Origin of the sequence: Geothrix rubra (assembly GCF_030268065.1) — a bacterium.
Classification (GTDB): Bacteria; Acidobacteriota; Holophagae; order Holophagales; family Holophagaceae; genus Geothrix; species Geothrix rubra.
The window spans coordinates 138682-165655 of the sequence record NZ_BSDD01000006.1 but is presented as its reverse complement, the minus strand read 5'-3'; the positions used below and the strand labels follow the sequence as shown (position 1 = coordinate 165655).

Annotated in this window: 18 protein-coding genes; 12 read left to right on the top strand and 6 right to left on the bottom strand. The window is 71.4% G+C overall.

Annotated features, from left to right (window positions below):
• Positions 1–3: 3 nt before the first annotated feature.
• A complete protein-coding gene (locus tag QSJ33_RS14690) occupies positions 4–639 on the top strand; it encodes an HAD family hydrolase (protein ID WP_285727552.1) in 636 nt (211 codons plus the stop codon).
• On the opposite strand, the gene mutS is transcribed toward QSJ33_RS14690, so the two are convergent.
• Positions 636–3161 (bottom strand): DNA mismatch repair protein MutS, encoded by a 2526-nt coding sequence (gene mutS / locus QSJ33_RS14685; RefSeq protein ID WP_285727550.1) that lies wholly within the window; start codon positions 3159–3161, stop codon positions 636–638. The two genes, QSJ33_RS14690 and mutS, sit on opposite strands and share 4 nt — an antisense overlap.
• Before the next feature lie 99 nt (positions 3162–3260).
• Here mutS and QSJ33_RS14680 point away from each other — a divergent pair, with 99 nt between their 5' ends.
• From QSJ33_RS14680 to QSJ33_RS14665, 4 genes are all read left to right on the top strand, one after another.
• Complete coding sequence (locus tag QSJ33_RS14680) at positions 3261–4478, top strand: pyridoxal phosphate-dependent aminotransferase (RefSeq protein ID WP_285727547.1); 1218 nt, start codon at positions 3261–3263, stop codon at positions 4476–4478.
• A gap of 118 nt (positions 4479–4596) precedes the next feature.
• Positions 4597–6243 (top strand): phosphoenolpyruvate carboxykinase (ATP), encoded by a 1647-nt coding sequence (gene pckA / locus QSJ33_RS14675; RefSeq protein WP_285727545.1) that lies wholly within the window; start codon positions 4597–4599, stop codon positions 6241–6243.
• A gap of 184 nt (positions 6244–6427) precedes the next feature.
• Positions 6428–7543: an NAD(P)/FAD-dependent oxidoreductase gene (locus tag QSJ33_RS14670; RefSeq protein WP_285727543.1), complete on the top strand. Its 1116-nt coding sequence runs from the start codon at positions 6428–6430 to the stop codon at positions 7541–7543.
• Positions 7544–7572: 29 nt separating this feature from the next.
• Positions 7573–10629 (top strand): serine/threonine-protein kinase, encoded by a 3057-nt coding sequence (locus QSJ33_RS14665; RefSeq protein ID WP_285727541.1) that lies wholly within the window; start codon positions 7573–7575, stop codon positions 10627–10629.
• A 15-nt stretch (positions 10630–10644) separates the two neighbouring features.
• Here the strand turns inward: QSJ33_RS14665 and QSJ33_RS14660 are convergent, their stop codons facing one another.
• Together QSJ33_RS14660 and QSJ33_RS14655 are read right to left on the bottom strand one after the other, a co-directional pair.
• Positions 10645–11520, bottom strand: coding sequence for an SRPBCC family protein (locus tag QSJ33_RS14660; protein ID WP_285727540.1), 876 nt, complete (start codon positions 11518–11520; stop codon positions 10645–10647).
• A gap of 58 nt (positions 11521–11578) precedes the next feature.
• Positions 11579–11935: an ArsR/SmtB family transcription factor gene (locus QSJ33_RS14655; RefSeq protein ID WP_285727537.1), complete on the bottom strand. Its 357-nt coding sequence runs from the start codon at positions 11933–11935 to the stop codon at positions 11579–11581.
• A gap of 163 nt (positions 11936–12098) precedes the next feature.
• Here QSJ33_RS14655 and QSJ33_RS14650 point away from each other — a divergent pair, with 163 nt between their 5' ends.
• From QSJ33_RS14650 to QSJ33_RS14630, 5 genes are all read left to right on the top strand, one after another.
• Positions 12099–14672 carry an ATP-dependent Clp protease ATP-binding subunit gene (locus QSJ33_RS14650; RefSeq protein WP_285727535.1) on the top strand — a complete coding sequence of 858 codons (2574 nt, stop codon included), beginning with the start codon at positions 12099–12101 and terminating at the stop codon, positions 14670–14672.
• Positions 14673–14756: 84 nt separating this feature from the next.
• Positions 14757–16190, top strand: a complete 1434-nt coding sequence (locus QSJ33_RS14645) for an HD domain-containing phosphohydrolase (RefSeq protein WP_285727533.1) — start codon at positions 14757–14759, stop codon at positions 16188–16190.
• Positions 16187–17005, top strand: coding sequence for a response regulator (locus QSJ33_RS14640; protein ID WP_285727531.1), 819 nt, complete (start codon positions 16187–16189; stop codon positions 17003–17005). Before QSJ33_RS14645 ends, QSJ33_RS14640 begins: the two co-directional genes overlap by 4 nt.
• A gap of 3 nt (positions 17006–17008) precedes the next feature.
• Entirely contained in the window at positions 17009–18025 is a 1017-nt protein-coding gene (locus QSJ33_RS14635; RefSeq protein WP_285727530.1) for a glycoside hydrolase family 3 N-terminal domain-containing protein, read from the top strand.
• A 1-nt stretch (position 18026) separates the two neighbouring features.
• Entirely contained in the window at positions 18027–18947 is a 921-nt protein-coding gene (locus QSJ33_RS14630) for a diguanylate cyclase (RefSeq protein ID WP_285727528.1), read from the top strand.
• Positions 18948–19306: 359 nt separating this feature from the next.
• Here the strand turns inward: QSJ33_RS14630 and metK are convergent, their stop codons facing one another.
• A complete protein-coding gene (gene metK, locus QSJ33_RS14625) occupies positions 19307–20449 on the bottom strand; it encodes a methionine adenosyltransferase (protein ID WP_285727526.1) in 1143 nt (380 codons plus the stop codon).
• 176 nt (positions 20450–20625) lie between these two features.
• Here metK and QSJ33_RS14620 point away from each other — a divergent pair, with 176 nt between their 5' ends.
• Both QSJ33_RS14620 and QSJ33_RS14615 read left to right on the top strand, forming a co-directional pair.
• On the top strand, positions 20626–21759 hold the full coding sequence (locus QSJ33_RS14620) for a hypothetical protein (RefSeq protein WP_285727524.1): 1134 nt from the start codon (positions 20626–20628) through the stop codon (positions 21757–21759).
• Between the two features lie 131 nt (positions 21760–21890).
• Complete coding sequence (locus QSJ33_RS14615) at positions 21891–24404, top strand: hypothetical protein (protein WP_285727522.1); 2514 nt, start codon at positions 21891–21893, stop codon at positions 24402–24404.
• A 45-nt stretch (positions 24405–24449) separates the two neighbouring features.
• Here the strand turns inward: QSJ33_RS14615 and QSJ33_RS14610 are convergent, their stop codons facing one another.
• Both QSJ33_RS14610 and QSJ33_RS14605 read right to left on the bottom strand, forming a co-directional pair.
• Positions 24450–25718: a 1-acyl-sn-glycerol-3-phosphate acyltransferase gene (locus QSJ33_RS14610; protein ID WP_285727519.1), complete on the bottom strand. Its 1269-nt coding sequence runs from the start codon at positions 25716–25718 to the stop codon at positions 24450–24452.
• A 1-nt stretch (position 25719) separates the two neighbouring features.
• Positions 25720–26955 carry a spinster family MFS transporter gene (locus tag QSJ33_RS14605; protein ID WP_285727517.1) on the bottom strand — a complete coding sequence of 412 codons (1236 nt, stop codon included), beginning with the start codon at positions 26953–26955 and terminating at the stop codon, positions 25720–25722.
• Between the last annotated feature and the right edge of the window lie 19 nt (positions 26956–26974).

Below are 26974 nucleotides of genomic sequence, written 5' to 3'. Positions count from 1 at the left end.
AGGATGCCCCCGACCGCCCCAGCCCCCCGCGGACCCGCCCTCGAGGCCGTGATCTTCGATTTCGGCAACGTCCTCTGCACCTTCGACAACCGCCGGATCCTGGCGGGCCTGGCCCCCCTCTGCGGACTGCCGCCCGAGACGCTGGCCCGGCGGATCGAAGGGTCGGACCTGCCCCGGGCCTACGAATCCGGCGAGATCGGTTCCGCGGCCTTCCTGGCCGGCCTGTCCACGCTCTGCGGCCACGCCTTCCCGGAGGCCGCCTTCGTCCGGGCCTTCTCGGAGATCTTCACGCCCATCGAGCCCGTCTGGCGACTGGTCCGAACGCTGAAGCCCCGCTACCGCCTGGGGCTGCTTTCCAACACCAACCCCTGGCACTTCGAGCACGGCATCCGCCCCACGGCGGTGTTCCCCCTCTTCGACGCGGTGACCCTCTCCTACGAGGTGGGGGCCATGAAGCCCGACCCGAAGATCTACGCGGACGCCCTGGCGAAACTAGCCCTGCCGCCGGAAGCCTGCGTCTTCATCGACGACCTTCCCGGGAACGTCGAGGGCGCTCGCGCCGCCGGGATGCGGGGGATCACCTACACCGGCCCGGAGGCGCTGAGGGCCGAGCTCCACAGCCTGGGAGTCGTGGACTAGCCCCGCCCCTGCCGCATCGCCAGCCAGTTCAGCGCCTCCAGGGGCGTCATGCGGCTGAGGTCCAGGGCCTCCAGTTCGGTGCGGAGGGGATCGGGCTCGGGCTCGAAGAGGGGCAGGACCGGCTGCAGGGGCGTGGGGGCCTTCGGCGGCGCCTCGGGGGCCTGGGCCAGCAGGCGCTGGGCCCGCTGGATCACGCGCCGGGGCAGGCCCGCCAGCCGGGCCACCTGGATGCCGTAGCTGCGGTCCGCCGGGCCCGGCGCCACGCGGTGGAGGAAGTGCAGCTGCTCCTCCCACTCCTGCACCTCCACGTGGAGGTTCTGCACGCGGGCATCGTCGGCCAGCTTCGTCATCTCGAAGTAGTGGGTGGCGAAGAGCGTCCGGGGAGCCCCGCCCTTGAGGTCGCGCAGGGCCTCGGCGATGGCCTCCGCCAGGGCGAGGCCGTCGCGGGTGGAGGTGCCGCGGCCGATCTCGTCGAGGATGACGAGGCTGGCGGAGGTGGCCTGGTTGAGGATCCGCGCCGTTTCCGTCATCTCCACCATGAAGGTGGACTGGCCCCGGGCCAGCTGGTCCGAGGCGCCGATGCGGGTGAAGATGCGATCCACCAGCCCGAAGCGCATGAGCTCCGCGGGCACGAAGGAGCCCGTCTGGGCCAGCACCACCAGAAGGGCCGCCGTGCGCAGGAACGTGGACTTCCCGCCCATGTTCGGGCCCGTCACCACGGCCATGGGCTGGGCCGCGGTGAAGGTCAGGTCGTTGGGGATGCACTCGCGGCCCAGCCGGGACTCCAGCATGGGGTGGCGGGCCGAGACCAGCACCAGGTCCCGCTCCTCGCCCAGCTCGGGCCGCGTCCAGCCCGAGAGGCGCGCCCGCTCCGCCAGGGCAGCCAGCAGGTCCAGGGCGGCCGTGGCACGGGCCAGGGCCGTGAGGTCGGCGCGGGCCTCCAGCACGAGCGCCAGGAGCCGCTGGAACTGGGCCGTCTCCAGCCGCACCTGGTCGCCCTCGGCGCTCAGCAGCCGCTGCTCGAAGGCCACCAGCTTCTCGGTGGTGAAGCGCTCGGCGTTGGCCAGGGTCTGCTTGCGGAGGAAATGGGCCGGCACCGCGCCCAGGTTGGCCTTCGTGATCTCGAAGTAGTAGCCGAACACCCGGTTGTACTTGATCTTCAGGCTCTGGATGCCGCTGGCCCGGCGCTCCTCCTCCTCCAGCTCCAGCATCACCTGCTTGGCGTCCCGGGCCAGGCGGCGCACCTCGTCGAGTTCGGCGTCCACCCCGTCGCGGATGGCCCCGCCCTTCTCCAGGTCCAGGGGCGGCGCCTCCGCCAGGCAGCGCTGCAGCTCGGCCAGCAGGGGCCCGCAGAGGGGCGTCTCCGCGGGCCACAGGCCCAGGTCCGCCACTTCGGGGGCCCAGCCCTCGTCCTTCAGGAGCTCGGGCAGCTTCTGGAGGACGGCCAGGCCCTCGCGGAGCTGCGCGAGTTCCGGCGGCGCGGCCAGCCCCAGGGCCACGCGGCCCAGGAGCCGGTCCAGGTCGGGCACGCGCGACAGGAGCGTCTGGAGGGGCCCGCGGCGGCGGTCCTCCGTGAGCCAGGCCACCTGGGCCCAACGGCGCTCCAGGGCGGCGCGGTCCCGCAGGGGCTGCTCCAGCCAGGCCTTCAGCAGCCGCGAGCCCATGCGGGTGCGGCACTGGTCCAGCAGGGCGGCGAGGGTGCCCGCCTTGCCCCCGTCCAGCCCGTTGGCGAAGACTTCCAGGTGCCGGGCGCTGGTGGCGTCCAGCAGGGGCCCGGAGGCGCCCAGCTCCAGGTTGACGCCCTGGAGATGCGCGGGGCGGCCCTTCTGGGTGGCTTCCACGTGGTCCAGCAGGGCCGCCAGGGCGCCCACGGCAGCCGGATGGGGATCGAGGCCCACGCCCTCCAGATGCTGCCAGCCGAAGAAGGCCAGCACCTGCTGGCGGGCGCGGGTGGCCTCGAAGCGCCAGGCGGGCAGCCGGGTGCGGGCGGCCTCCAGGTCCGGCACGTCCGCCGCGCCCTCGGCCAGGATCAGCTCCTGGGGGGTGATCCGTTCCAGGGTGGCCCGCAGGGCCTCCTCGCCCTCGCCGGGCAGCACCCGCAGGGCACCGGAGGCCAGCTGGAGGAGGGCCAGGCCCCAGGCAGCGCCCGAACGATGGAGGGCGCAAAGCCAGCGGGCATCGTCGTCCAGCCAGGTGCCGGGGGTGATGATGCGCTTGATGGCGCGGGGCAGCAGGCCCTTCACCTCCTCCGCCTTCGCGGTGGGCTCGGCGATGGCCGCGGAGAAGCCCGCCGCCAGCAGCTTCGGGAGGTACGAATCGAGGGCGAAGTGGGGCACCCCGCACATCGGCGTCTCGGAGTCCGTCCCCTTGCCCCGCAGGGTCAGGGCGATCTCCAGCACGGGCGCGGCGCGGACGGCGTCCTCCCCCAGGATCTCGTAGAAGTCCCCCATCCGCGTGAGCAGCACCGCGTCCCCGGCCTCGCGCTTGAGACCGGCGATCTGCTGCATCATGGGCGTGGACATGAGACTGGAATCCTGGCGGGTGGCACGGGCGCTTGGTATTTGGCGCGGGAAGGGACCAGAATAAGGCCTTCCCAAGCCCCAGTCATTCCAGGACGTGCCATGAGCCTCAGCCAACTTGCCCGTTCCATCGCCGAATCGCCCACCCTCCGGCTCAACGAGGAGGCCCGCATCCTCCGGGAGAAGGGGGAGCCGGTCATCAACCTGGGCATCGGGGAGCCCAAGAACAAGGCCCCCATCAACGCCATCCTCCAGGGCGCGGCGCGGCTCACCTCCGGGGACGTGAAGTACACGCCCACCGACGGGCTGCCCTCCCTGAAGAAGGCCATCATCCGGTACACCGAGGAGACCTACGACCGCCTGGTATCCCCCGAGAACGTCATCGCCTCCGACGGCGCGAAGCAGTGCCTCTTCAACATCCTCTTCACCCTGTGCAACCCCCAGGACGAGGTCGTGGTGCTGGCTCCGTACTGGGTGAGCTACCCCGAGATCATCCGGATGTGCCAGGCCATCCCGGTGATCGTCACGCCCGAGGACGGCGGCTTCCACCCCCGCTTCGAGGAGGTGGTCCGGGCCGTGGGCTCGAACACCAAGGCCATCATCCTCAACAGCCCCAACAACCCCAGCGGGGCCGTGTACAGCGACGACTTCGTGGGCCGGATGGTGGAGTTCTGCGAGACGAAGGGCATCTACCTCATCCTCGACGACATCTACCAGAAGCTGGTCTTCGACGGCCTGCGCCCGAAGCCCGGCACCGCCTTCACCCGGGCGGACAGCGAGTCCACGAAGCTCATCATCGTGAACGGCGTGGCCAAGCTCTACGGCATGACCGGCTTCCGCGTGGGCTGGACCATCGCGCCGAGGGAGCTGGTCCGCGTGATGACCAACGTGCAGGCCCAGACCACCAGCTGCGTGAGCCCCGCCATGCAGGTGGCGGCCGAGGGCGCCCTGGTTGGCGTGCAGAACGTGGTGGAGAGCCTGCGGCTCACCATCCAGAACAACCGCGACGTGCTGATGCAGGAGCTGCGCACCTTCAACGGCGTGAAGCTCCGCAAGCCCGAGGGCACCTTCTACGCCCTGGTGGACTTCCGGGCCTACTCCAACAACTCCGTGGAGCTGTCCAACTTCCTCCTGAAGAAGGCCCTCGTCGTGACGGTGCCCGGGAAGGAGTTCGGCATGGAGGGCCACCTGCGCCTCTCCTTCGCCGGGACGGTGAAGGAGCTGCAGGAGGCCGTGGCGCGCATGAAGTGGGCCCTGGATCCCACCAGCGCCAACGAGATCTACCTGGGCGACCGCAAGCTCGTCCGGGATTGGATGTGATGAAAGAAATGATCCACCGCCAAGACGCCAAGCGCGCCAAGAAGAGATCTCGCAAGGCAAGGGTTTTCCTTGGCGGCCTTGGCGCCTTGGCGGTGAAGCCTTCCCCCCGGAGTTGGGCATGCCTAACAATCTGTTGAACCTCAAGACGCCCGCCGAGGACCAGGCCGCGGTCCTCAAGGCCGACTACGGCTTGGCCCAGCTGGGCCTCTCGAACCTGCGGAAGGTCTACTGGAACCTGCCCACGGAGGCCCTCTACGAGGAGGTCATCTTCCGGGGCGAGGCCCGCATCAGCCACCAGGGGCCCCTCCTCGCCGACACGGGCCAGCACACGGGCCGGGCCGCCGCCGACAAGGCCATCGTCCGCGAGGGCACCAGCGAGGCCAAGGTCTGGTGGGGGCCCTACAACCGGCCCATGGCCCCCGACACCTTCGACGCCCTCTTCGCCCGCCTCCAGGGCTACCTCCAGGGCCGCGACCTGTTCGTGCAGGACTGCTACGGCGGCGCCGACCCCGACTACCGCCTGCCCGTCCGCATCGTCACGGAGCTGGCCTGGCACTCCGCCTTCGCCCGGAACATGTTCATCAAGCCCGCCTCCACGGAGGAGTACAAGCGCTTCGTGCCGGAGTTCACGATCCTCGCCATTCCCGGCTTCCAGGCCACGCCCTCCATCGACCAGACGCCCGGGCCCACCACCATCGCCCTCAACTTCGACCAGAAGCTCTGCCTCATCGGCAACACGGCCTACGCCGGAGAGATCAAGAAGTCCGTCTTCACGGTCATGAACCACCTGCTGCCGCTGCAGGGCGTGCTCTCCATGCACTGCAGCGCCAACGTGGGCAAGGACGGCACCTCGGCCCTCTTCTTCGGCCTCTCAGGCACGGGCAAGACCACCCTCTCCGCCGATCCCACCCGGGGCCTCATCGGCGACGACGAGCACGGCTGGAGCGACAACGGCGTCTTCAACATCGAGGACGGCTGCTACGCCAAGGTCATCGGCCTGAACGCCCAGGCCGAGCCCCAGATCCACGCCTGCACCCGCCGCTTCGGCACCATCCTGGAGAACGTGGTCTACGATCCCGCCTCCCGGCGCATCGACCTCGACAGCGACGCCAGAACCGAAAACACCCGCGCCAGCTATCCCCTGGATTTCATCGAGAACGCCGTCCTGTCCAAGATGGGCCCGCACCCGAAACACATCGTGCTGCTCACCTGCGATGCCAGCGGCGTCATGCCCCCCCTGGCGCGCCTGAGCCCCGAACAGGCCCTCTACCACTTCATCAGCGGCTACACCTCGAAGCTCGCCGGCACCGAGGCGGGCCTGGGTCGGGAGCCGGAGATCACCTTCAGCCCCTGCTTCGGCGGGCCCTTCATGGTCCACCACCCGGCGGTCTACGCCGAGCTGCTGCGCCGCAAGATGCTGCGCCATGGCGCCACCTGCTGGCTGGTGAACACCGGCTGGACCGGCGGCCCCTACGGCGTGGGCAAGCGCATCAGCATCAAGCACACCCGCGCCCTGCTGAACGCCGCCCTGGAGGGGAAACTGGACGGCGCCGCGTGCTACCGGGATCCCGTCTTCGGCTTCGACGTGCCCAAGCACTGCCCCGACGTGCCCGACGGCGTGATGTACCCCGCCGAGAGCTGGCCCGACCGGGCCCAGTACGAGGCCCGCTACCGCTCCCTCGCCGCCCGCTTCATCGAGAACTTCAAGAAGTTCGAGGCGGAGGTCGCCCCGGAGGTGGCGGCGGCGGGGCCGAGGGTGGGCTGAATCCACGAAATAGAGCACGCCCTCCCGGAAGGACACCAGGCCGCCCAGCGGACGCACGAAGGCGGCTCGCCTCCCGCGGGGCCGGCGGCTATCTTCGTGCCCTCGTCTCTCCCCTCCGTGCCCTTCGTGGAGATCATTGAAACCGTCACAGGCCTGCCGGGCCATAATCCCCCGGGAGGCCGTCATGGAACGGGTCCAGTGCGTCGTCATCGGGGCCGGGGTGGTGGGCCTGGCGCTGGCGCGGACCCTGGCGCGGGCCGGCCAGGAGGTGCTGGTGCTGGAGGCGGAGGACCGCATCGGCACGGGCATCAGCTCCCGCAACAGCGAGGTGGTCCACGCGGGGATCTACTACCCCGCGGGATCGATCAAGGCCCGGACCTGCGTGGCCGGCAACCGCCTGCTGTACGCCTTCTGCGAGGCCCACGGCGTGGCCTGTCGGCGGCTTGGCAAGCTCATCGTGGCCCAGGCGGACCAGCTGGACGCCCTGCGGGACCTGCAGGCCCGGGCCGCGGCCAACGGCGTGAGCCTGGACTGGCTGGAGGCCGATGCGGTGCATGGGCTGGAGCCGGAGCTGCGCTGCGCGGCGGCCCTCCACTCGCCCACCACGGGCATCGTGGACAGCCACGGCCTCATGCGGGCCCTGGCCCTGGACGCCGAAGCCCACGGCGCCACGGTGGTGCTGCGGAGCCCCGTGACGGGCGGACGGGTCACGGGGTCGGGGATCGAGGTGCGGGTGGGCGGCGGGGAGCCCATGACGGTGCTGGCGGAGCGGGTCTTCAACGCGGCGGGCCTGGGCGCCCAGCGGGTGGCCCGGGGCCTCGAGGGCCTGCCGCCGGAAACGGTCCCGCCGCAGTTCCTCTCCAAGGGCAACTACTACGGCCTCTCCGGGAAGGCGCCCTTCTCGCGGCTGGTGTACCCCATCCCCAGCCAAGGCGCCCTGGGCGTGCACCTCACCCTGGACCTGGCGGGCCAGGCGCGCTTCGGCCCGGACGTGGAGTGGATCGAGCGTGAGACCTACGACGTGGATCCCCGCCGGGCCGACGGCTTCTACGCCGAGGTCCGGAAGTATTGGCCGGGCCTGCCGGACGGATCGCTGCAGCCCGCCTACGCCGGCATCCGGCCGAAGATCCACGGCCCGGCCGAACCGGCGCCGGATTTCCTCCTCCAGGCGACCGACGTGCATAGCATCCCGGGCCTGGTGAACCTCTACGGCATCGAGTCCCCCGGTCTCACCGCCAGCCTCGCCCTGGCGGAGGAGGTCGCCGTCCGGGCCGGCATCGTCCCTGCGGGCGCCCGGTAACCCCTCGGCCTGGCCGGGCCGGATCGCCCATGGCCTGCGCACCGGGGGCGACTATCCTGGGGGCCATCCCCATGGCCGACCCCATCCAGGACCCTCCGACCCCACCCTCCGGCTCCCGGGGGACGGGGGCGGACTGGACCGCGGCGCACCCTGACCCGGGCGACGAGGCCACAGGCTACTGGCGTGCCGACGGTTCCGGCCGGGATTCCGGCGCTCCGGCGCCCGGCCTGGGCCGCGAAGAGCTGCTGGCCCGCTTCCCCCTGCGCGAAGGCGGCCGCTATGAGGCCCTGGAGGTCGTCGGCGAGGGCGGCATGGGTGTGGTCTACCGGGCCTTCGACCGCCAGTTGCAGCGGACCGTGGCCCTCAAGTTCCTCAAGCGCCTGGAGCCGGAAGACACGGAGCGGTTCCTCCAGGAGGCCCGGGCCCAGGCCCAGGTGGAACACCCGAACGTCTGCCACATCTTCGAGGCCGGCGAGGCCCATGGCCATCCCTACCTCGTCATGCCGTTCGTGGACGGGCCGACCCTGCGCGAGGCCCGCGACCGGCTGGATCTCCGGGCCAAGGTGGAGATCCTCCTCCAGACCGCCGAGGCCCTGCATGCCTGCCATCGCGCCGGCATCGTGCACCGGGACGTGAAGCCCGGCAATGTGATGCTGCAGAAGGAGGAGGGGGGGTGGCACCCCTACCTCATGGACTTCGGGGTGGCCCGGGACCTCGACAGCGCGTCGCGCACCCATACCCACGCCATCATGGGCACGCCCATGTACCTGAGCCCCGAGCAGGCCCTGGGCCGCGCGGACAAGGTGGACCGGCGCTCGGACGTGTACGCCCTCGGCACCCTGCTCTACGAGTGCCTCACCGGCGTGCCGCCCTTCCGCGGCGAGACGCCGCTGGCCCTCCTGCGCAGCATCGCGGAGGACGAGCCCGTGCCGCCCGCCCGGCTCGCCCCGGAAGTGCCGCGGGATCTCCAGACCATCATCCTCAAGGCCCTGGAGAAGGACCCCGCGCGGCGCTACGACTCCGCGCGGGCCTTCGGGGAGGACCTCCGCCGGTTCCTCGATGGCGATCCGATCCTCGCGCGGCGGCCCTCGCTGGCCTACCGCTCGGGCAAGCTCCTCCGCAAGAACCGCCTGGTGGCCGCCCTCCTCGCCTTCCTCCTCCTGGCGGCGGCCTACGGGCTCTCCTCCACCCTCCTGGCCCGCTCCCAGGTGCGCTTCGCCCAGCAGTTGGCCCAGGAGGTGGAACGCCTCGACAGCCGCATCTTCCAGGTGCGCAGCCTGCCCCGGCATGATGCGAGCCGCGAGCTGCGGGACCTGCGGGCGGAGCTCGCCCGCCTCCAGGCGGAGACCGAGCGGCAGGGACGCTGGGCGCAGGGCCCCGCCCGGCTGGCCCTCGGCCGCGGCTACCTCGCACTCGGCGATCTGGAGAAGGCCCGGACCCAGCTCGAGGCCGCCCGGAAGGCCGCGCCCAGGGACCCCGACGCCGCCCAGGCCCTCGGCACCACCCTGGCGCGCCTCTACGTGACGGAACTCGAAGGCCTGCACGGCCAGGCCCTCGAGGAGCGCCGCCGGGACCTGGAACCCACGCTCCGCGGCCCCGCCCTGGCCCTCCTGCGGGAGGCGAAGGGGCGCAGCCTGGAGGGCTCGGCCTACGCCGAGGGCCTGCTCGCCCTCGTCCAGGGGCGTTTCGCGGAGGCGCTGCAGAAGGCCGGGGAGGCCCAGGCCCGCCAGCCCTGGTTTCCGGAGCCCTGGCTGCTGGAGGCCGAGACCCGCAAGGAGATGGCGATGGACCTCCTCGCCGCCGGCAGGCGGGAGGAGGCCCTGGCCCAGCTGGCGCTCGAAGGCGCCAGCCTCATGGCCGCCCAGGATCGCGCCCGCAGCGCCCCGGAACCCCTGGTGGAGGAGGCCCAGCGCCGCTTCGTGCTCCTGGGCCTGAAGCTGGACCAGGGGCAGGCCACCTCTGCGGACCGCGACTGGGCCCTCCAGCCCGTCCAGGAAGCGCTGGCGGTTGATCCCGACAGCTGGCGGGCCCGCAGCTTCAGCACGGCCATCCACCGGCGCTGGGCCACCCACCTCCTGAACCGTGGCGAGGATCCCAGCGCCGAGCTGGATGCCGCCGCCTCGGATGCCGAGGCCGCCCTGAAGCTGCGGCCCTCGGAGGCGGCCCTCTGGGTGAACTGGGCGACCGTGCTGCGCAACCGGGCGGAGCGGGAGATGGCCCGTGGCCGGGATCCCGAACCCTTCCTGGCGCGGGCGGAAACCGGGCTCCAGAGGGCGCTCCAGCAGCCGCGCCTCCACGACTACCTCCTGGATGCCCTCGGGAACCTCCACGCCCTGCGAGGCGAGCGCCTGCTCCAGACCGGCAGGGACCCCGCCGTCGAAGTCAGCGCCGCCGCCGACCTCCTGGAGACCGCCTCCGCCCTCCGCCCCTGGGTCGGCCACGATTTCAGCGAGGGTGCGGCCTACCAGACCCTGGCCCAGTACCAGGCCTGGACCGGCGCCGATCCCCGTCTGGCGCTGGCGGAGGCCCTCCGCTGCCACCGGAAGGGCCTGGCCCTCCAGCCCTCTTCCCTCCAGGCCCAGCTGGGCCTGGCCACGACCCTGCTGGATCGCGCCGCCGTGGACCTGGATCAGGGCCGCGGGGCCACGACCGATCTGGCCGAGGCCCGGAAGGCGATCGGGGGGGCCCTCGCCAGCCGGCCCGGCCAGGCCGAGGCCCTGGCGGCCAGTGCCCGCGAGCACCTGCTCAGCGCCCGGGCCACCCGCGACACCAGCCTGGCCCGGCAGGCCCTGGCGCTCCAGGCGCAGGCGGTGGCCGCCGCCCCCCGCAACCTCAACCTCCAGGTCGCCTGGGGGGCCCTGGCCCTGGAGGCCACCCGGGAGCTGAGGCTGCCCCTGGATCGCGGCGCCGCAGCGGCCCTCCGGGCGGCCGCCGCGGCCCGGCCCTGGGACGGCTGGGCCCAGCTCCTGGACGCCGAGCGCCTGAGGAGGACCGGCCGGCCCGACGAGGCCCGGGCCCGGGCGGCGACGGCCCTCCGGCTCAACCCCGCGCTGCGGCGCGAAGCCGCGCGGAGGGGCCTGGCTTGAAGTGTCGGGCGGACCTCAGCCCGCCACCTCCGCGGCCAGGCGGTCCAGGTTCTCCTCGTTGCCCTGCAGCGCGAACTTGGCGATCAGCCGGCAGGTGGCGGCATCCTCGAAGGCCTGGCGGAAGACGACCCGGGTTCCCGCGCCTTCGGCCGTGAACGTCACCGTGATGCGGAACCGGGGCGCCGAGACATGGTCGATGACGATCCGGTCCTCCCCCACTTCGACGAAGGCGCACTCGTTCGGGTAGTCCTTGCCGTCCGGCCCGTGCATCACGAAGCGCCAGGCGCCGCCGGGCCGAGGCTCGCAGACCTCGGAGGTGGTGCGGAAGCCGTGTGGACCCCAGAAGCGGGCCAGGCGCCGGGGATCCGTCCAGGCGGCCTGCACCTGGGCCGGGGTGGCGGGCACCCAGCGCTGGGCCACGAGCTCGCGATCGGAGAGGGGCTCCCACACCAGGGCGTCCAGGCGCAGGAGGCTCTGGGCCCAGCCTTGCTCCATGCCGGCCAGATGGCGCGCCGCCTCGGGCCGGATCTTCGAGACGATGACCTGCAGCCTGAGGCGCGTCCTCGCGCCCTCCTCCGAGAGGGTCACCACGTTCCGGGACTCGAATAGGGCCTCGCCCGCGGCATCCAGGGCGCGGGTCAGGAAGACGATCCGCTCCGGAGGCACCACCTCCACCACCTCGCCGCCCATGGGGTACACGGTGCCGTCGGGCCCGCGCATGTCCACGTGGATCCCGCCGCCCGCCCGCGATTCCCACTCGCAGCGCGGATTGCAGAAGGCCTCCGGACCCCACCACTTCTGCAGGTGCGCCGGATCGGTCCAGGCCTCGAAGACGCGCTCCCGCGGGGCGTCGAGGAGGCGGTTCAGGAGGAGTTCGGTCGGTACGCGCATGGCGTGGCTCCGGGAAGGGCGTGGGCCCGGTGGGTGGGATGGCGAGGGAACCGCGGTTTCAGGGCCGCGATGGCCCGTCGGGGCGGTCCTGAGATTGGAGTTCGCGCAGGTAGGTCTCCAGGCGGTCCAGGCGGGCCTCCCAGAACGCGCGGTACTGCCCGAGCCAGGCGGAGGCCTCCTGGAGGGGCCCCGCCTCCAGGCGGCAGGGACGCCACTGGGCATTCCGCCCCCGGGTCACCAGGCCCGCCCGCTCCAGCACCCGGAGGTGCTTGGAGATGGCCGGGAGGCTCATGTCGAAGGGCTCGGCGAGGGCCTTGACCGTGGCCTCCCCGGCGGACAGCCGGACGAGGATGGCCCGGCGGGTGGGGTCCGACAGGGCGGCGAAGGTGGCGTTGAGGGGGTCCGTGGCGGCCATGAAACCTTCCGGTTAATTAACCTTCTCAGAAAATAGGTCTACCATCAGCCTCCGTCAAGGTCTCCTGATCGGAATCCATACCTCAGTTTGATATCTAAAATTTTTGAAGAAAATTTTAGTGCATTCACATCATATTTGAATCATCCTGGATCCGAGGTGTGCCATGTCCCTCCTCCCCTTCACCCAGAAAGCCAACGACGCCCTGGTGGCCGCCCGCGAACGGGCCTTGGCGGACCAGCATCCGGAGCTGCTGCCCCAGCACCTGTTCCTGGCCCTGCTGGCCCCTGAGGCCGGGCTGCGCCCCCTCCTGGAGCGGGCCGGACTGGCCCCGGAATCCCCGCAGGGGCTCCTGGACGCCGCCGAGGACCTGGTGGCCGCGCTCCCCCGGGCCGTGGGGGGGGCCGAGCCCCAGGTCGGGGCCGGCTTCCGCCGCTTCCTGGAGGTGGCCAGCGACACGGGCCGGGGCCTGGGGGACCGCTTCCTGGCCACGGACGCGCTCCTGCTGGCCTTCGCCAACGCCCACACGGATGCCCGCAAGGTGCTCGACCGCTTCGGCCTGGACCGGAAGAAGCTGGAGGCCGCCATCCGCGAGGTCCGCAAGGGCTCGAGGGTGGAGGACGAGAAGGCCGAGGAGCGGTTCGCAAGCCTGGAGAAGTACGCCAAGGACTTCACGGCCCAGGCGGAGGCCGGGAAGCTGGACCCCGTCATCGGCCGCGACGAGGAGATCCGCCGGGTGCTGCAGGTGCTTTCCCGGCGCACCAAGAACAACCCCGTGCTCATCGGCGAGCCGGGCGTGGGCAAGACCGCCATCGTGGAGGGCCTGGCCCAGCGCATCGCCCGCAACGACGTCCCCGAGAGCCTGAAGGGCCTGCGGGTCATGGGCCTGGACATGGGCGCCCTCGTGGCCGGCACCCAGTACCGGGGCCAGTTCGAGGAGCGCCTCAAGGGCGTCATCCAGGAGGTGGAGAAGGCCGAGGGCCAGGTGGTGCTCTTCATCGACGAGCTGCACCTGCTGGTGGGCGCCGGGGCCGTCTCCGGGGGCATGGACGCCGCCAACCTGCTGAAGCCCGCCCTCGCCCGGGGCGAGCTGCGCTGCATCGGCGCCACCACCCTGGACGAGTACCGCAAGCACATCGAGAAGGACGCCGCCCTCGAGCGGCGCTTCCAGCCCGTGATGGTCGAGGAGCCCTCCGTGGAGGACGCCATCTCCATCCTGCGGGGCCTGAAGGAGCGGTACGAGCTGCACCACGGCGTGCGCATCCAGGACGCCGCCCTCGTGGCCGCCGCCCAGCTCAGCCAGCGCTACATCGCCGACCGCTTCCTGCCGGACAAGGCCGTGGACCTCATGGACGAGGCCGCCAGCGCCGTGCGCATGCAGATCGACAGCCGGCCCACGGAGATCGACGTCCGCGAGCGCCGGGAGATGCAGCTGCAGCTGGAGCGGCATTCCCTCACCAAGGAGAAGGACGCCGCCAGCCGCGCCCGCCTGGCGGACCTCGAGAAGGAGCTGGCCGAACTGAACGAGGAGCTGGGCCGCCTGCGCGCCCAGTGGGAGAACGAGAAGAAGGTCATCGAGGGGGCCCGGACCCTCCAGAAGAAGCTGGACGACCTGCGCATCGAGCTCGACCAGGCCAAGACGCGGGGCGAGTACGAGCGGGCCTCCCGCCTGGAGTACGGGGAGATCCCGGCCCTCGAGAAGCAACTCGCGGCCGCCAACCCCAGCGAGCGCGCCATGCTCCGCCTGGAGGTGGCCGAGCCCGACGTGGCGGCCGTGGTGAGCCGCTGGACGGGGATCCCCGTGAGCCGGCTGATGGAAGGCGAGGTCCAGAAGCTGCTTCACATGGAGGATCGCCTCCGGGAGCGCGTGGTGGGCCAGGACCCGGCCCTGACGGCCATCAGCGACGCCCTCCGCCGCAACCGCGCCGGCCTGGGGGATCCCAAGCGCCCCATCGGCAGCTTCCTCTTCCTGGGGCCCACGGGCGTGGGCAAGACCGAGGTGGCCCGGGCCCTGGCGGAGTTCCTCTTCGACGACGAGGCGGCCATGATCCGCATCGACATGAGCGAGTTCACCCACGAGGCGGACGCCACCCGGCTCATCGGCTCGGCCCCCGGCTATGTGGGCTACGAGGAGGGCGGCCGGCTCACGGAGGCCATCCGCCGGCGCCCCTACGCCGTGATCCTCCTCGACGAGATGGAGAAGGCCCACCCGCGGATCTTCGACCTGTTCCTGCAGGTGCTGGAGGACGGCCGGCTCACGGACGGCCACGGGCGCACCGTGAGCTTCCGCAACGCCGTGGTGCTGATGACCTCCAACCTGGGGAGCCAGGCCATCTTCGAGGCCGGGGGCGACCCCGACCGGGCCCAGGCGGCGGTCCAGGCGGCCCTGCACGGCCACTTCCGCCCCGAGTTCCTGAACCGCCTGGACGAGGTGGTGGTCTTCCACCCCCTGGGCCAGGCGGACATGGTGGCCGTGGCGCGGATCCAGATGAAGCGGGTCCAGGAGCTCCTCCGGTCCCAGCGGCTGGAGCTCGAGGTGCCGGAGGAGGCGCTCGCCTGGCTGGCCGAGGCGGGGACCGACCCCCAGCTCGGCGCCCGGCCCCTCAAGCGCCTCGTCCAGCAGGTGGTGGTCAACCCCCTGTCCCGCCTGGTCCTGAAGGGCGAGCTCCGGCCCGGGGGGCTCGCCCGGCTGCTCCTCCGCGACGGGGAGCTGGCGGTGGAGGCCCAGGCCGTCCAATAACCCCCGGCCCCGCCTGGGGAGGGGGGCTGAAACTTGCCTTCAGCCGGGCCCCGGCCGATGAAGGTGGGTGCCTGTGGAGCTGCTGTGCCGTTGACCCCTCCCATCCCCATCCTCATCGTGGACGACGAAGCGGACCTCCGTGAGCTGCTGGTGGAGGCCCTGGCGGACCAGGGCTACGGCGCGGAAGGCGCCCAGGGCGGCAACCAGGCCCTGGACCGGGTCCGGGAGAAGCACTTCCCCGTGGTCTTCACGGACCTGAACATGCCCGGCGGCCTGTCGGGGCTGGAGCTCCTGCGGGCCATCCACGACGAGGATCCCCGCACCATGGGCATCCTCATGACGGGCTACGCCACCACCGAGGCGGCCATCCAGGCCCTCAAGCGGGGCGCCTACGACTTCATCCAGAAGCCCTTCAAGCTCGCGGAGATCGAGGCCAGCCTGGAGCGGGCCCTGGACCACTACCGCCTGCGCCAGGAGAACGAGGAGTACCAGAAGAACCTGGAGCGCATGGTGGAGGCCCGCACCCAGGAGATCCTGGGCCTGAAGAACGACATCGAGCGGCTCTTCGAGGGCTTCGTGAACGCCTCCGTGACCGCCATCGAGGCCCGCGACCCCAGCACCTCCGGCCACTCCAGCCGCGTGGCCGATCTCACCGTGGGCCTGGCCGAGGCCATCAACGAGACCCCCAACGGCCCCTACGGCGGCCAGCATTTCACGCCCATCCAGATCCGCGAGATCCGGTACGCCAGCCTGCTCCACGACTTCGGCAAGGTGGGCGTGCGGGAGCAGGTGCTGGTCAAGGCCAAGAAGATCGAAGGCGAGCGCCTGGAGAGCATCTTCCAGCGGCTGCACCAGCGCACCCTCGAGGCCATGCGGGACCGGATGCTCGACGCCTGGAGCCGGGGCATCCCCTTCGACCCCGACAGGATGAAGGACCTCACCCGCCAGCAGGAGGAGGAGGCCCGGCACCTCCTGGAGCTGATCCGCCGCTGCAACGAGCCCACGGTGCTGCCCCAGGACGCCGCCCAGGAACTGGACCAGGTGGCGGGGCTCAGCTACCAGCATTGGACCGGACCGGACCGTCCCCTCATCGAGCCCGAGGACCTGGACCTCCTCCGCATCCGCAAGGGCAGCCTCTCCGCCCAGGAGCGGGAGGAGATCCAGAGCCACGTGACCCACACCTACCGCTTCCTCCGCCAGATCCCCTGGACCAGCGAGCTGGCCGGCGTCCCGGACATCGCCTACGCCCATCACGAGCGGCTCAACGGCATGGGCTATCCGCGGCAGCTCAAGGATCCGGAGATCCCGGTGCAGAGCAAGCTCATGGCCGTCTCGGATGTCTTCGACGCCCTCGCCGCGGCCGACCGGCCCTACAAGGCGGCGGTGAGCGTGGAGCGCAGCCTCGAGATCCTGGAGCAGGAGGCCTCGGTGAACCTGCTGGATCCCGAGATCCTGCGCATCTTCATCGAGGCCCGGATCTACGAGCGCATCGCCAGCCGTCCCTGGGGCAACCCGTGATCCCCGAGTGCGTCCTCCTCGTGGATGACGACCCCGTCGTCCGGGAGACCCTCGGAGAGGCCCTGGCGAAGCGCGGGTACACCATCGAGGCCTCCAGCAGCGCCGAGGGGGCCCTGGAGCGCATGGCCCAGCGGGAATTCTCGGTGGTGGTCACCGATCTCAACATGCCCGGCGGGGCCTCGGGGCTCGACCTCCTGTCCGCCATCCGCCAGCGGTTCCCCGAGACCCTCTGCGTCCTCGTGACCGGCTTCGCCACCCTGGACAACAGCATCCAGGCCCTCAAGCAGGGCGCCTACGACCTGATCCAGAAGCCCTTCCAGATGGCGGAGATCGAGGTGGTGCTCGACCGCGCCCTGGACCACGCCCGGCTCCTGAAGAAGCTGGCCGCCTACCGGGAGGAGCTGGAGGCCCGGATCTACGCGCGCACCCGGGAGCTGCGGGAGGTCCAGCGCGAGGCCCTGGAGCTCTGCGACCTCACCGCCCGCGCCCAGGATGCCGACGCCCTCCCGGCGGCGCTGGGCCCCTTCCTCGATCGCATCGAGGCCCGCTGGTCCCCCGACGGCCTGGCCTGCTACCAGGGGGACGGCGACGGCCCGGTCTGCCTGGTGCAGCGGGGGCCCCGCCCCCTGCCCGCCCGCCTGCCCGGCCCCCCGAGACCGCGCCCGGGCCTGGGCTACCTGGAGGAGCACGGCATCCCCCTAGGCGGCACCGCCTGGCTCTACCTCGGCTTCATCGACCGTTCCGCCTTCTCGCCCACCGACCCCTCCTTCCAGCTGCTGGTGCGCCACCTGGAGCTGGCCCTGCGGGTAAGGTAAGGCATGACTTCCGCCCGGCAGCTTCTCTGGACTGGCTTCAGGGGCCTCGATGCCTCCGCCGCCGATCTCGACTTCGCGCCGGGGGGGATCATCCTCTTCGCGCGCAACCTGGACCCGGATCCCGCCCGCGGCCCCGGGCGCTGCAAGGCCCTCATCGACGGGCTCCAGGCCCGGTTCGGTGACGAGCTCCCGCTGGCCGTGGCCCTGGACCAGGAGGGCGGCCCCGTGAGCCGCCTCCGCCCCTGGGTGGGCGATACGCCGCCCCTGCGGCACATCTGGACCCGCGGCGGCGCTCCCGCCTGCGGGCACTGGGGCCGCCTCTGGGGCGAGGGCCTCCGGCTCCTGGGCTTCAACGTGGATTTCGCCCCGGTGCTCGACCTGTGGGACGGCCACCCCGAGGCCGGCATCGGCGATCGGGCCGCCAGCGCCGATCCCGCCGAGGCCGCCGCCGCCGTGGGGGCCTTCCTCCACGGCCTGGAGGGCACCGGCGTCCGGGGCTGCCTCAAGCACTTCCCGGGCCTCGGGGGCACGGCGCTGGACAGCCACAAGGGGCTGCCGGAGCTGGCCGACGCCGGCCGGGTGGACCGCAACGCCTCGGCCTTCGTGCCCCTGGCCCACGCGGACCGCCTGGTGATGGTGGCCCACCTCCGCACGCCGGCCTCCGGGAACCTGCCCGCCAGCCTGCACCGGGGCTCCGTGGCAGCCAACCCCTGGGGCGTGGCGGGCCGCTTCCTGCCGGACGATCTGGAGATGGGCGGCTGCGCCGACTGGACCTGGTCCGACCGGGTGCGCCTCAGCCTGGAGGCCGGCCACGACTGGCTGCTGGTCTGCCAGACCGCCGAGGGCACCCGGGCCTGCGCGGAGGCCGCCGAGGCCCTGCCCGCGGCCCTCGCCGCCCCCGCCCTGGGCCGCAGCCGCGGCCTGCGCCGCCATCTGCCGCCGTCGCAGCCGGGCCCCCTGGACCCTGCCGCCTGGACCGACTGGGTCCGCCGGGTCCACATCGCCAGCGAGGGAGTCTGAGATGGCCGGCCGCATCCTCATCGTCGACGACAACACCATGATCCGCGCCGAGATCAAGGCCGTGCTCATGAAGGACGGGATCTTCACCCACTTCATGGAAGCCGGGGACGGCCTCACCGCCTTCAAGATGATCATGGAGCAGCCCCCGGACGTGGTCCTCTGCGACCTGGTGATGCCCGGCTTCGACGGCCTCAAGTTCCTGGGCCTGAAGGCCAGCCGCAAGGAGCTGGAGCAGATCCCCGTCATCATCCTCACCGCCGAGGATGACCTCGACCGCAAGGCCGAGATCCTGGAGCGCGGGGCCTCCGACTACGTCACGAAGCCCTTCCACGAGAAGGAGCTGCTGGCCCGGGTGCGCATCCACACCAAGCTGAAGCTGCTCCAGGACGAGCTGCGGGAGAAGAACGCCCAGCTGGAGGCGCTCTCCGTGACCGACGCCCTCACGGGCCTCGCCAACCGCCGGCACCTCATGACCAAGCTGGACCAGGAGGTCCAGCGGGCGCGGCGCTACAAGACCCCGCTCTCGGTGGTGATGATCGACATCGACCACTTCAAGCAGGTGAACGACACCTACGGCCATGCCATGGGCGACGAGGTGCTGCGCGGCATCGGCCGGATGCTCAAGGCCGGGGTGCGCACCACGGACCTGGCGGCCCGGTACGGGGGCGAGGAGTTGACCCTGGTGCTGCCCCACACCGACCTCGCCGCCGCCGTCCTGGTGGCCGATACCCTCCGCCAGAAGTTCGCGGAGCTGGACCACACCCACGACGGCGTGACCATCCGCAAGACCGCCAGCATGGGCGTGGCCGCCCGGGACGGCCAGGGCGAAGTCCCCAGCGCCGAGGACCTCCTCAAGTACGCCGACGAGGCCCTCTACCGCGCGAAGGAGGGCGGCCGGAACCGCGTGGAGGCCGCCGAGTAGAGCCTTCCGGCTACCGGCGAAGGGCGGCTACCTCGCCGCCCGGCGCAGCGCCTCGACCCTGGCTCGGACCTCTGGTCCTCGGGGCTGCGCCCCCGCACGGTCTTCGCCCGCGCGGCCCTATCCTCCCTCCGCTGCGCTGCGGTCGGATGGTGTCCGTCTTCTCCCAGCTGGAGGGGTCGCGGCCGCCGGTGGCCTACCGAGCCGCCCGGCGCAGCGCCTCGACCCTGGCTCGGACCTCTGGTCCTCAGGGCTGCGCCCCCGCACGGTCTTCGCCCGCGCGGCCCTATCCTCCCTCCGCTTTGCTGCGGTCGGATGGTGTCCGTCTTCTCCCAGCTGGAGGGGTCGCGGCCGCCGGCGGCCTACCTCGCCGCCCGGCGCAGCGCCTCGACCTTGTCCGTCTTCTCCCAGCTGAAGTGGTCGCGGCCGAAGTGGCCGTAGGCCGCCGTGGCGCGGTAGATGGGGCGGCGCAGGTCCAGGGCCTCGATCATGGCCCGGGGCGTGCAGCTGAAGACTTCCCGGACAGCCCTTACGATGGCCTCGTCCGACACCTGGCCCGTGCCGAAGGTGTCCACGGCGATAGACACGGGCTCCGCCACGCCGATGGCGTAGGCCAGCTGGATCTCGCAGCGGTCCGCCAGGCCTGCGGCCACGATGTTCTTCGCGATGTAGCGGCCCATGTAGGCCGCGCTGCGGTCCACCTTGCTCGGGTCCTTCCCCGAGAAGGCGCCGCCGCCGTGGTGGCCGCTGCCCCCGTAGGTGTCCACGATGATCTTCCGGCCCGTGAGGCCCGTGTCGCCCATGGGCCCGCCCACCACGAAGCGCCCGGTGGGGTTCACGTGGTAGATGGTCTCCGCGTCCAGCAGCTCCGCCGGCAGGGAGGCCTCGATCACCTGCTTGATGACGCTGTCCCGGATGGTGGCGTTGGTGATGTGCTCGTCGTGCTGGGTGGAGATCACGACGGTGTGGATGCGGCGCACCCGGTCCCCGTCGAACTCCACGGTGATCTGGGACTTCCCGTCGGGCCGAAGCCAGGGGAGCTGGCCATTCTTGCGGACCTCCGCGAGCTTCCGGGTGAGCGCGTGCGCGTAGTGGATGGGTGCGGGCATCAGCTCCGGCGTCTCGCGGCAGGCGTAGCCGAACATCAGGCCCTGGTCGCCCGCCCCGCCGGTGTCCACGCCCATGGCGATGTCCGGGCTCTGGCGGTCGATGGTGGTCATCACGGCGCAGGTGTTGAAGTCGAAGCCCTTGTCGTGGTGGTCGTAGCCGATGTCGCGGACCACGTCTCGCACCAGCTGGGCCACCGGGATGTAGGTATCGGTGGTGATCTCGCCGGCCACCAGCACCAGGCCGGTCGTCAGGAGGGTCTCGCAGGCCACGCGGCTGCGCGAGTCGTCCTTGAGGGCGGCGTCGAGGACCGCATCGGAGATCTGGTCGGCCATCTTGTCGGGATGGCCCTCGGTGACGCTTTCGGACGTGAAGAGGTGATGACCCTGCTTGGCCATGCTGGACTCCCGGCGCGATCCCCCGGAGGCCTCGGAGGAGCCGAGAAGTATAGCAGCCCTAAGGATTCCTAGACCTTTCGGATGACGCCGGAATCCTTGCCAAGCCCTAGGCTTGAGGTCTAAGGTGGGGAGTTCCCCTTCTAGTTTCCGAGCATCACACCCCCGTGGAGGAGCCCATGATCCGATTCGGTCGATCGTCCCTGATGCTGTCCCTGATGACGGCATCCTTCCTGCTGGTGATGCCCGCCTGCAAGCGGGAGGACCCGCAGATCCGCGAGCTCACCCAGAAGGCCGCCGAGGCCGACAAGACCAGCCAGCAGCTCAGCCAGGAAGGCGCCGAGCAGCAGAAGCGCCTGGCCCAGGCCGGCGTGAACGACATCAAGCCCAACACCGAGACCCTCCAGCTCACCGACGAGCAGAAGAAGGCCCTGGAAGAGCGGATCAAGAACGAGAAGAACAGCTCCTACCAGGCGCTGCTCCAGGAAGTGCTGGACAAGGACAAGGAGATCAAGGACCTCAACGGGAAGCTGGCCAAGCTGAAGGCCGAGCTGCCCAAGCCCGACATCGCCCGACCCGGGGACAGCCACTACGGCATGGCCATCCGGTTCCTGCGCAAGAAGGGACTCTCCGAGGCCGAGGCCAAGAAGCTGGTGAGCCGCGTCAACATCATGGAGAAGATGGCCCCGGGCTTCGAGGTCTACCACTTCTACGCCAACGGCGTGTACGGCACCTGGGTCGCCCAGGGCAGGGCCAAGATCACCCCCAACGAGCTGGTGCGCCAGGAGCGCGAGAAGATCGAGGGTGAGCGCGACGAGGCCGTGGCCCAGAGCGAGAAGCTCCAGGAGGACGTGCAGGACCTCCAGAACCAGAAGCAGAAGATCGAGGAGGAGATCGCCGGTCTCCAGACCGAGCGGGCCAACCTCATCGAGGAGCGCACCAAGCTCCAGGCCGACAACGCCACCCAGCTGGCCTCCCTGAACTCCATCCACTACCTCGTGGGGGACCGGGACAAGCTCAAGCAAGAGGGCATCATCGAGATCCCCATCTTCGCCAAGGACCGCGCCGGCAAGAACTGGCGGGACGAGGTCTTCACCCAGAGCCTCGACCTGCGCTCGGGCCACACGATCACCATCAAGGCCTCGGAAGTGGGCCTCAAGAAGATCGGCAAGGTCAACGTCGTGCCCGGCTCCTACCTGAAGGACCAGCACTACAAGCTGACCATCAGCGAGGACAAGCAGACCGCCACCATCGATCTGCTGACCCCGGCCCGCTTCAAGAACGACAAGGTGGTCTTCGCGGTCACCGAATAGATACCCGGTTCATCGCCAAAGGGGCCCCGGACGGGGCCCCTTCCTTTTCCCTGGAATTCCCCCCGGGACGGTCCTATCGTCTTGGAACTCATCCCCCCTGCCTTCTTCCCCCCCATCTTGGAGGTCTATCCATGCGTCGATCCTTGAGCCTGGTGCTTCTGGGCCTGCCCTTGGCGCTCGCCCTCGGCTGCAGCGGCGGCGGCGATTCCAACGCCCCCGTCCCCGTCACCTCGTCGACGCCCAGCGCCAACACCGTGCTGTTCGATCCCGCGAACAGCGTCGTGCCGCTCCCGAACATCCTGGCCACGGCGACGGCCCCGGATCCGCTCGCCGGCCGGGCTCCGAACAAGCCCATGACGCCGCCTGAGGCCCTGGCCTACGTCAATCTCCACGAGATGGGAGGCACCAACGCCGTCTCCGGCCTGAACGCGCCCATCTACATCCGGTTCGCCGGCCCGGTGACCCCCAGCACCGTCACGGCGGCGAACATCAAGGTCTTCCAGCTGACGCCGGATGCCGCGGGAACCGAGAACAGCCCGCTCGGCTTCGCCGACATCTCCGGGATGTTCACCTACCAGTACGCGGCCGGCGGGACCGACCTCTTCCTCTACCCGAACTTCCCGCTGCTGCCCGGCACCCGGTATGCCTATGTGGTCACGAACCGGGTGAAGGATGCAGCCACCGGCGGCGCCATCTCCGCCACGCCCTACTTCGAGGCGCTGAAGTCCACGGTGCCCCTCACCGGTGCCCTCGCCGCCCTCGAACCCATCCGGGCGAACGTCACCAGCGGGAGCAACATCCTCCTCTCCGGCTACGCGAAGGTGATGGACGACGCCATCGCCGCCTCCGCCACCACCACGATCACCAGCCGGGCCGACATCTCCGTCCTGGCCCGCTTCATCACCACCGGCGCCGGGTTCATCCTCCCGGATCCGGTCGGGGCCCCGACCACCCGCGTGCCCGTCGAAGCCGAGCTGCGCGCCTTCGCCGCCGGGGCCACCCTCGGTGGCCTGAGCGGCAAGACCTGGTCCAACGCCGTGTCCGGCTTCGGGCCCTCCACCCTCATGGTGAAAGGTGCCACGTCCCCCCTCCCCACCCCGGACGCCTACTGGACGGCCGTCGTGGGATCCGCCACCGCGGCTCCCGCCAGCGTGGGACTCGTGGCCCTGGGGACCTTCGCCAGCGGTGACCTGAACGTGGATCCCGTGGTGGTCGCGGCCAATGCCGCCACCATGGACCTGACCGGGGCCACCTCGGGCGGATTCCCGGCCTACAACCCGGCCGCCGGCGTCGCCCAGGCCTTCCGTGACGGAACCGGGAAGCTCACCGGGTTCTACCACACGGACCGGAACGTGAACTTCGTCTACATCGCGCCCGACCCCGTCACCGTGCCCCGTCCGGCCAACGGCTATCCCGTCGTCATCTACCAGCACGGCATCACCTCCCAGAAGGAGACGGTCATCGCCCTGGCCGGCACCCTCACGGCCCAGGGCTATGCCCTCATCGCCATCGACCTGCCGCTCCACGGCCAGAACGCCGTCCCCACGCACACCAGCGGCACCCAGTGGGGGCAGGACTTCATGGCCATCGGCGCCCCCCTCGCCCTGCGGACCAATTTCCAGCAGTGCGTCGTGAACCTCAACCGCCTGGAATTCGTCCTCAAGACCGGCGGTCTCAGCACCGCGCTGGCCGCCAACGGCCTGGCCGCCAGCACGCCTGACATCACCACCTCCCCGAGCAACATCAAGTTCGTGGGCGTGAGCCAGGGGGCCATCGCCGGTGCCGGCTACCTGGCCTCCAACACGACCCTGAGCACCACCGGCTATCCCTACACCCAGGCCACCCTCAACAACGACATGAAGGGCTTCTTCAACAACCCCGGCGGCCGATACGCCTACCTGGGCCAGACCAGCCCCGCCTTCGCGCCGTCGGTCACCGCTGGCCTGGCGGCCGCCGGCATCGCGCAGAACACCCCCACCTATCACCAGTTCTTCCTGGTCACCCAGACCATTCTGGATCCCATGGACCCGGCCACCCTCACCAGCCCCCTCGCGCCAGGGCTCCCCAGCCGCCTCTCGGGACGGGTCGTGATGCAGGAGGCCACCTCCACGGCCTTCGATGCCACGACCGGGACGGCCACCAACGGCGACCTGGTCATTCCCAATGCCCAGACCCGCTACTTCGCCAATGCCCTGGGTGGCCGTGCGGTCCTGGGCACCACGGCCGCGGCGGCCATCGGCCCCAACTTCTCCCAGCTGGCCTACACCGCCGGCGGCGCCTACCTGGTCGGTGGTTCCATCTCCACCGCCCACGCGTCCGGAGTCGTGGGCACGCCCTTCATGTTCAGCCTGAACCCCGGCCCCACGCCGAAGGTCACTGCGGCCGCGACCTCGCTGCCGGCCAGCGCCCCGACGGAAGGCTACTTCCAGTTCGATCAGACGGGCATCGCGCACGCCTTCCTGATCAACCCGGCCAACCCGGTGGCCATCACCCTGGCTCAGCGCCAGCTGGTCTACTGGCTGGGCACGGGGCTGGTGGTGGATCCCACCCAGCAGAGTGCCGCGCTCCCGATCGTGACCCCCGCGGCCCTGCCGCAGCCCATGATCTTCCAGGCCCCGGAACAGATCACCGTTCTCGGCCACTGATCGACGCACGATGCCATGAAAGGGCGGGGCTCCGGCCCCGCCCTTTCACATTCCCAGTTCCGGGAACGCCGCCAGCAGCCGCCGCCGGGCCTCGAGCAGGTGCGGCACGGCCCCGTCCCGGCGGCGGAGGAAGCCTCGCACGGCCTGCAGGTCCTCGGCCAGTCGCTCACCCAGGGGCAGGGACAGGAAGGCGAGCAGGGCCGCCAGCAGGATCAGCCCGGCCCCGGCCCAGCCCAGCCAGTGGCCCGCCCCGAGGGCGAGCACGAGGGTCCAGGGGGGGAACAGGAGGACGCCCCCCAGCAGCTTGAGGGTGGCCGTGACGTCCAGTTCGTCCGTGGCCCGTGCCGCCACCCAGCCCACCAGCCGGTAGGGCGGCCAGAAGAGGAGGGCGGCTGGCAGCAGGAAGACGCCGACGGCGAGCCTGAGCGCCGCCCGGGGCAGCCAATGGCGGACCTCCTCCCAGGGATAGGGATGGCCCACCTGGTCCGGCCGGACGCCGTGGTCGCGGAGCCAGTCGCGGGCGGCCTGGACCTCGGCCTGGAGCGCCGTCCGCTCCTCGGCCGCCATCGCCTCCAGCCGGGGCAGCAGCACCTTCACCCGTCGGCGCAGGGCCTCCAGGTCCGCCCGGCTGCCCGGTGCCTCCGCCAGCAGCCAGGCCACCTCCTGGGCGAGGGCCAGCACACCGGCCTCGGGCCCGTGGAGGGTGAGGGGCAGGAGCGCGGCCCGGATCCGCGCCGTGAGTTCCAGCACCGCCTCCGGGTCCGTCCCCCGGGGCCGCAGGTCCCCCCAGGGGATCTCGGGGCCGGTCCGGAGCAGGGCGCTGTGCCGGAAGAGGGCCCGGTCGCCATAGACCAGTCCCGCGGGGACCAGGCGCGGCGGGACGGGGCTCGACAAGGCGATGCGCGCCGCGCCGGTCTTGAGGGGCGCCAGGTCGGCGCCGGTGTGGCTGATCCCCTCCGGGAACAGGGCCACGGACCCGCCCCCCGCCAGGACCTGGTGGACCCGCCGGAAGCTCTCCCCGATGGACTCGGCCGTGGCGCCGCCGTCCTTGGGCCGCGTCACGGGGATGGCCTTGAACATCGCCAGGAAGGGCCGGAGGGGCAGGATGCGCCAGAGGGTCGCCTTGGCCAGCCAGCCCGGGGCGGGCTCCAGGAGCGCCTCGACGGCCAGGGGGTCCAGGAGGCCGTTCGGATGGTTCAGCAGGAGGAGGACGGGCCCGGGGGGGATCGCGGGCCCTTCCCGACGCAGGGAGCGGAACCAGCTGCCGGCCAGGAGCCGGGCCAGGGGCCGCGCCGCGCCTCTCCCGCCGGCCACCTCAGCCCTCGGCCGGTCGCCCGCGGCGGGCCCACCAGAGGGCCACGCCGCTGAGCAGGATGGCCGGGATCACCAGCCCCATGCCCCGGGCGAGGGCGTCCCCGCTGGCGGCGCCCAGGGCGTGGAGGGTGTCCGCCCGCTGGCCCACCAGCTCGGGGCTGATGGCATCCCCCAGGAGGTGGATGAGGAGCACGTTCACCGCCACGCCCGTGGCCCGGACACTGGCGGGGAGGCAGCTCACGGTGAGGGCGTTCACGGGGCTCGTGTTCACGAAGAGCAGGAACATGGCCACGAAGAACAGGGCGTAGGCGGCCTGCAGCCGGCCCGTCGCCAGGGCCCAGGCCACAGGGGGAGCCGCGGCCACCAGGGTGAGGCCCGAGAGGATCACGCCCGCATCGGGCCAGCGGCGCTGCCACCGGTCGGTCAGGTAGCCGCCGAGGAAGGTGCCGAGGATGCCCGTCACCACCGCCAGGGCCCCGAAGACCACGCCCGCCCGGGCCGTGGAGACCGCGAAGCGGCGCTGGAGGAGGGTCGGTCCCCAGGTGCTGAGGCCGCCCATGGCGAAGGTGTAGGCCACGTAGCTGGCGGTGCAGGCGAGCCAGATCCGGTTGAGGAAGACATGCCGCAGGCGCTTCAGGTACGGCAGGGCGGCATCGGCATCCGGGGCGGCATCCATCAACCCGCGCTGGGGATCGGACTGGAAGGCCATCCAGACGGCCAGGAGCAGCCCCGGGAGACCCGCCACGAGGAAGGAGGCCCGCCAGCCCCAGACCCCCGCCACCAGGCCGCCCAGGCCGTAGCCGAAGGCGGAGCCCACGGGGATGGCCAGGTAGAACCAGGTGAAGGTCCGGGCCCGGTCGGCCTCGGGGAAACCATCCGCCAGCATGGCCGGGCCCAGGCTGGCGTAGGCGGCCTCCCCCACGCCCACGAGGGAGCGCGTCACCAGCAGGGCCGGATAGGAATGGACGAAGGCCGCGCCCAGGGTGGCGAGGCTCCACAGGGCCACGCCCCCGGCGACGAGGCGGGGGCGGTGGAAGCGGTCCGCCAGGTAGCCGAAGACCGGCGCGGCGCACATGTACACCGCGATGAACACGAAGGTCAGGCGGCCCAGCTGGGCGTCGGACAGACGCAGCTCCCGCCCGAGGGGCTCCAGGATGGCCGCCACCACGTAGCGGTCCAGGTAGTTCACCAGGTTGATCCCGGTGAGCAGGAGCAGCAGCCTGCGGGCGGGGCTCATGGGCAGGGCGGGCGCCGGA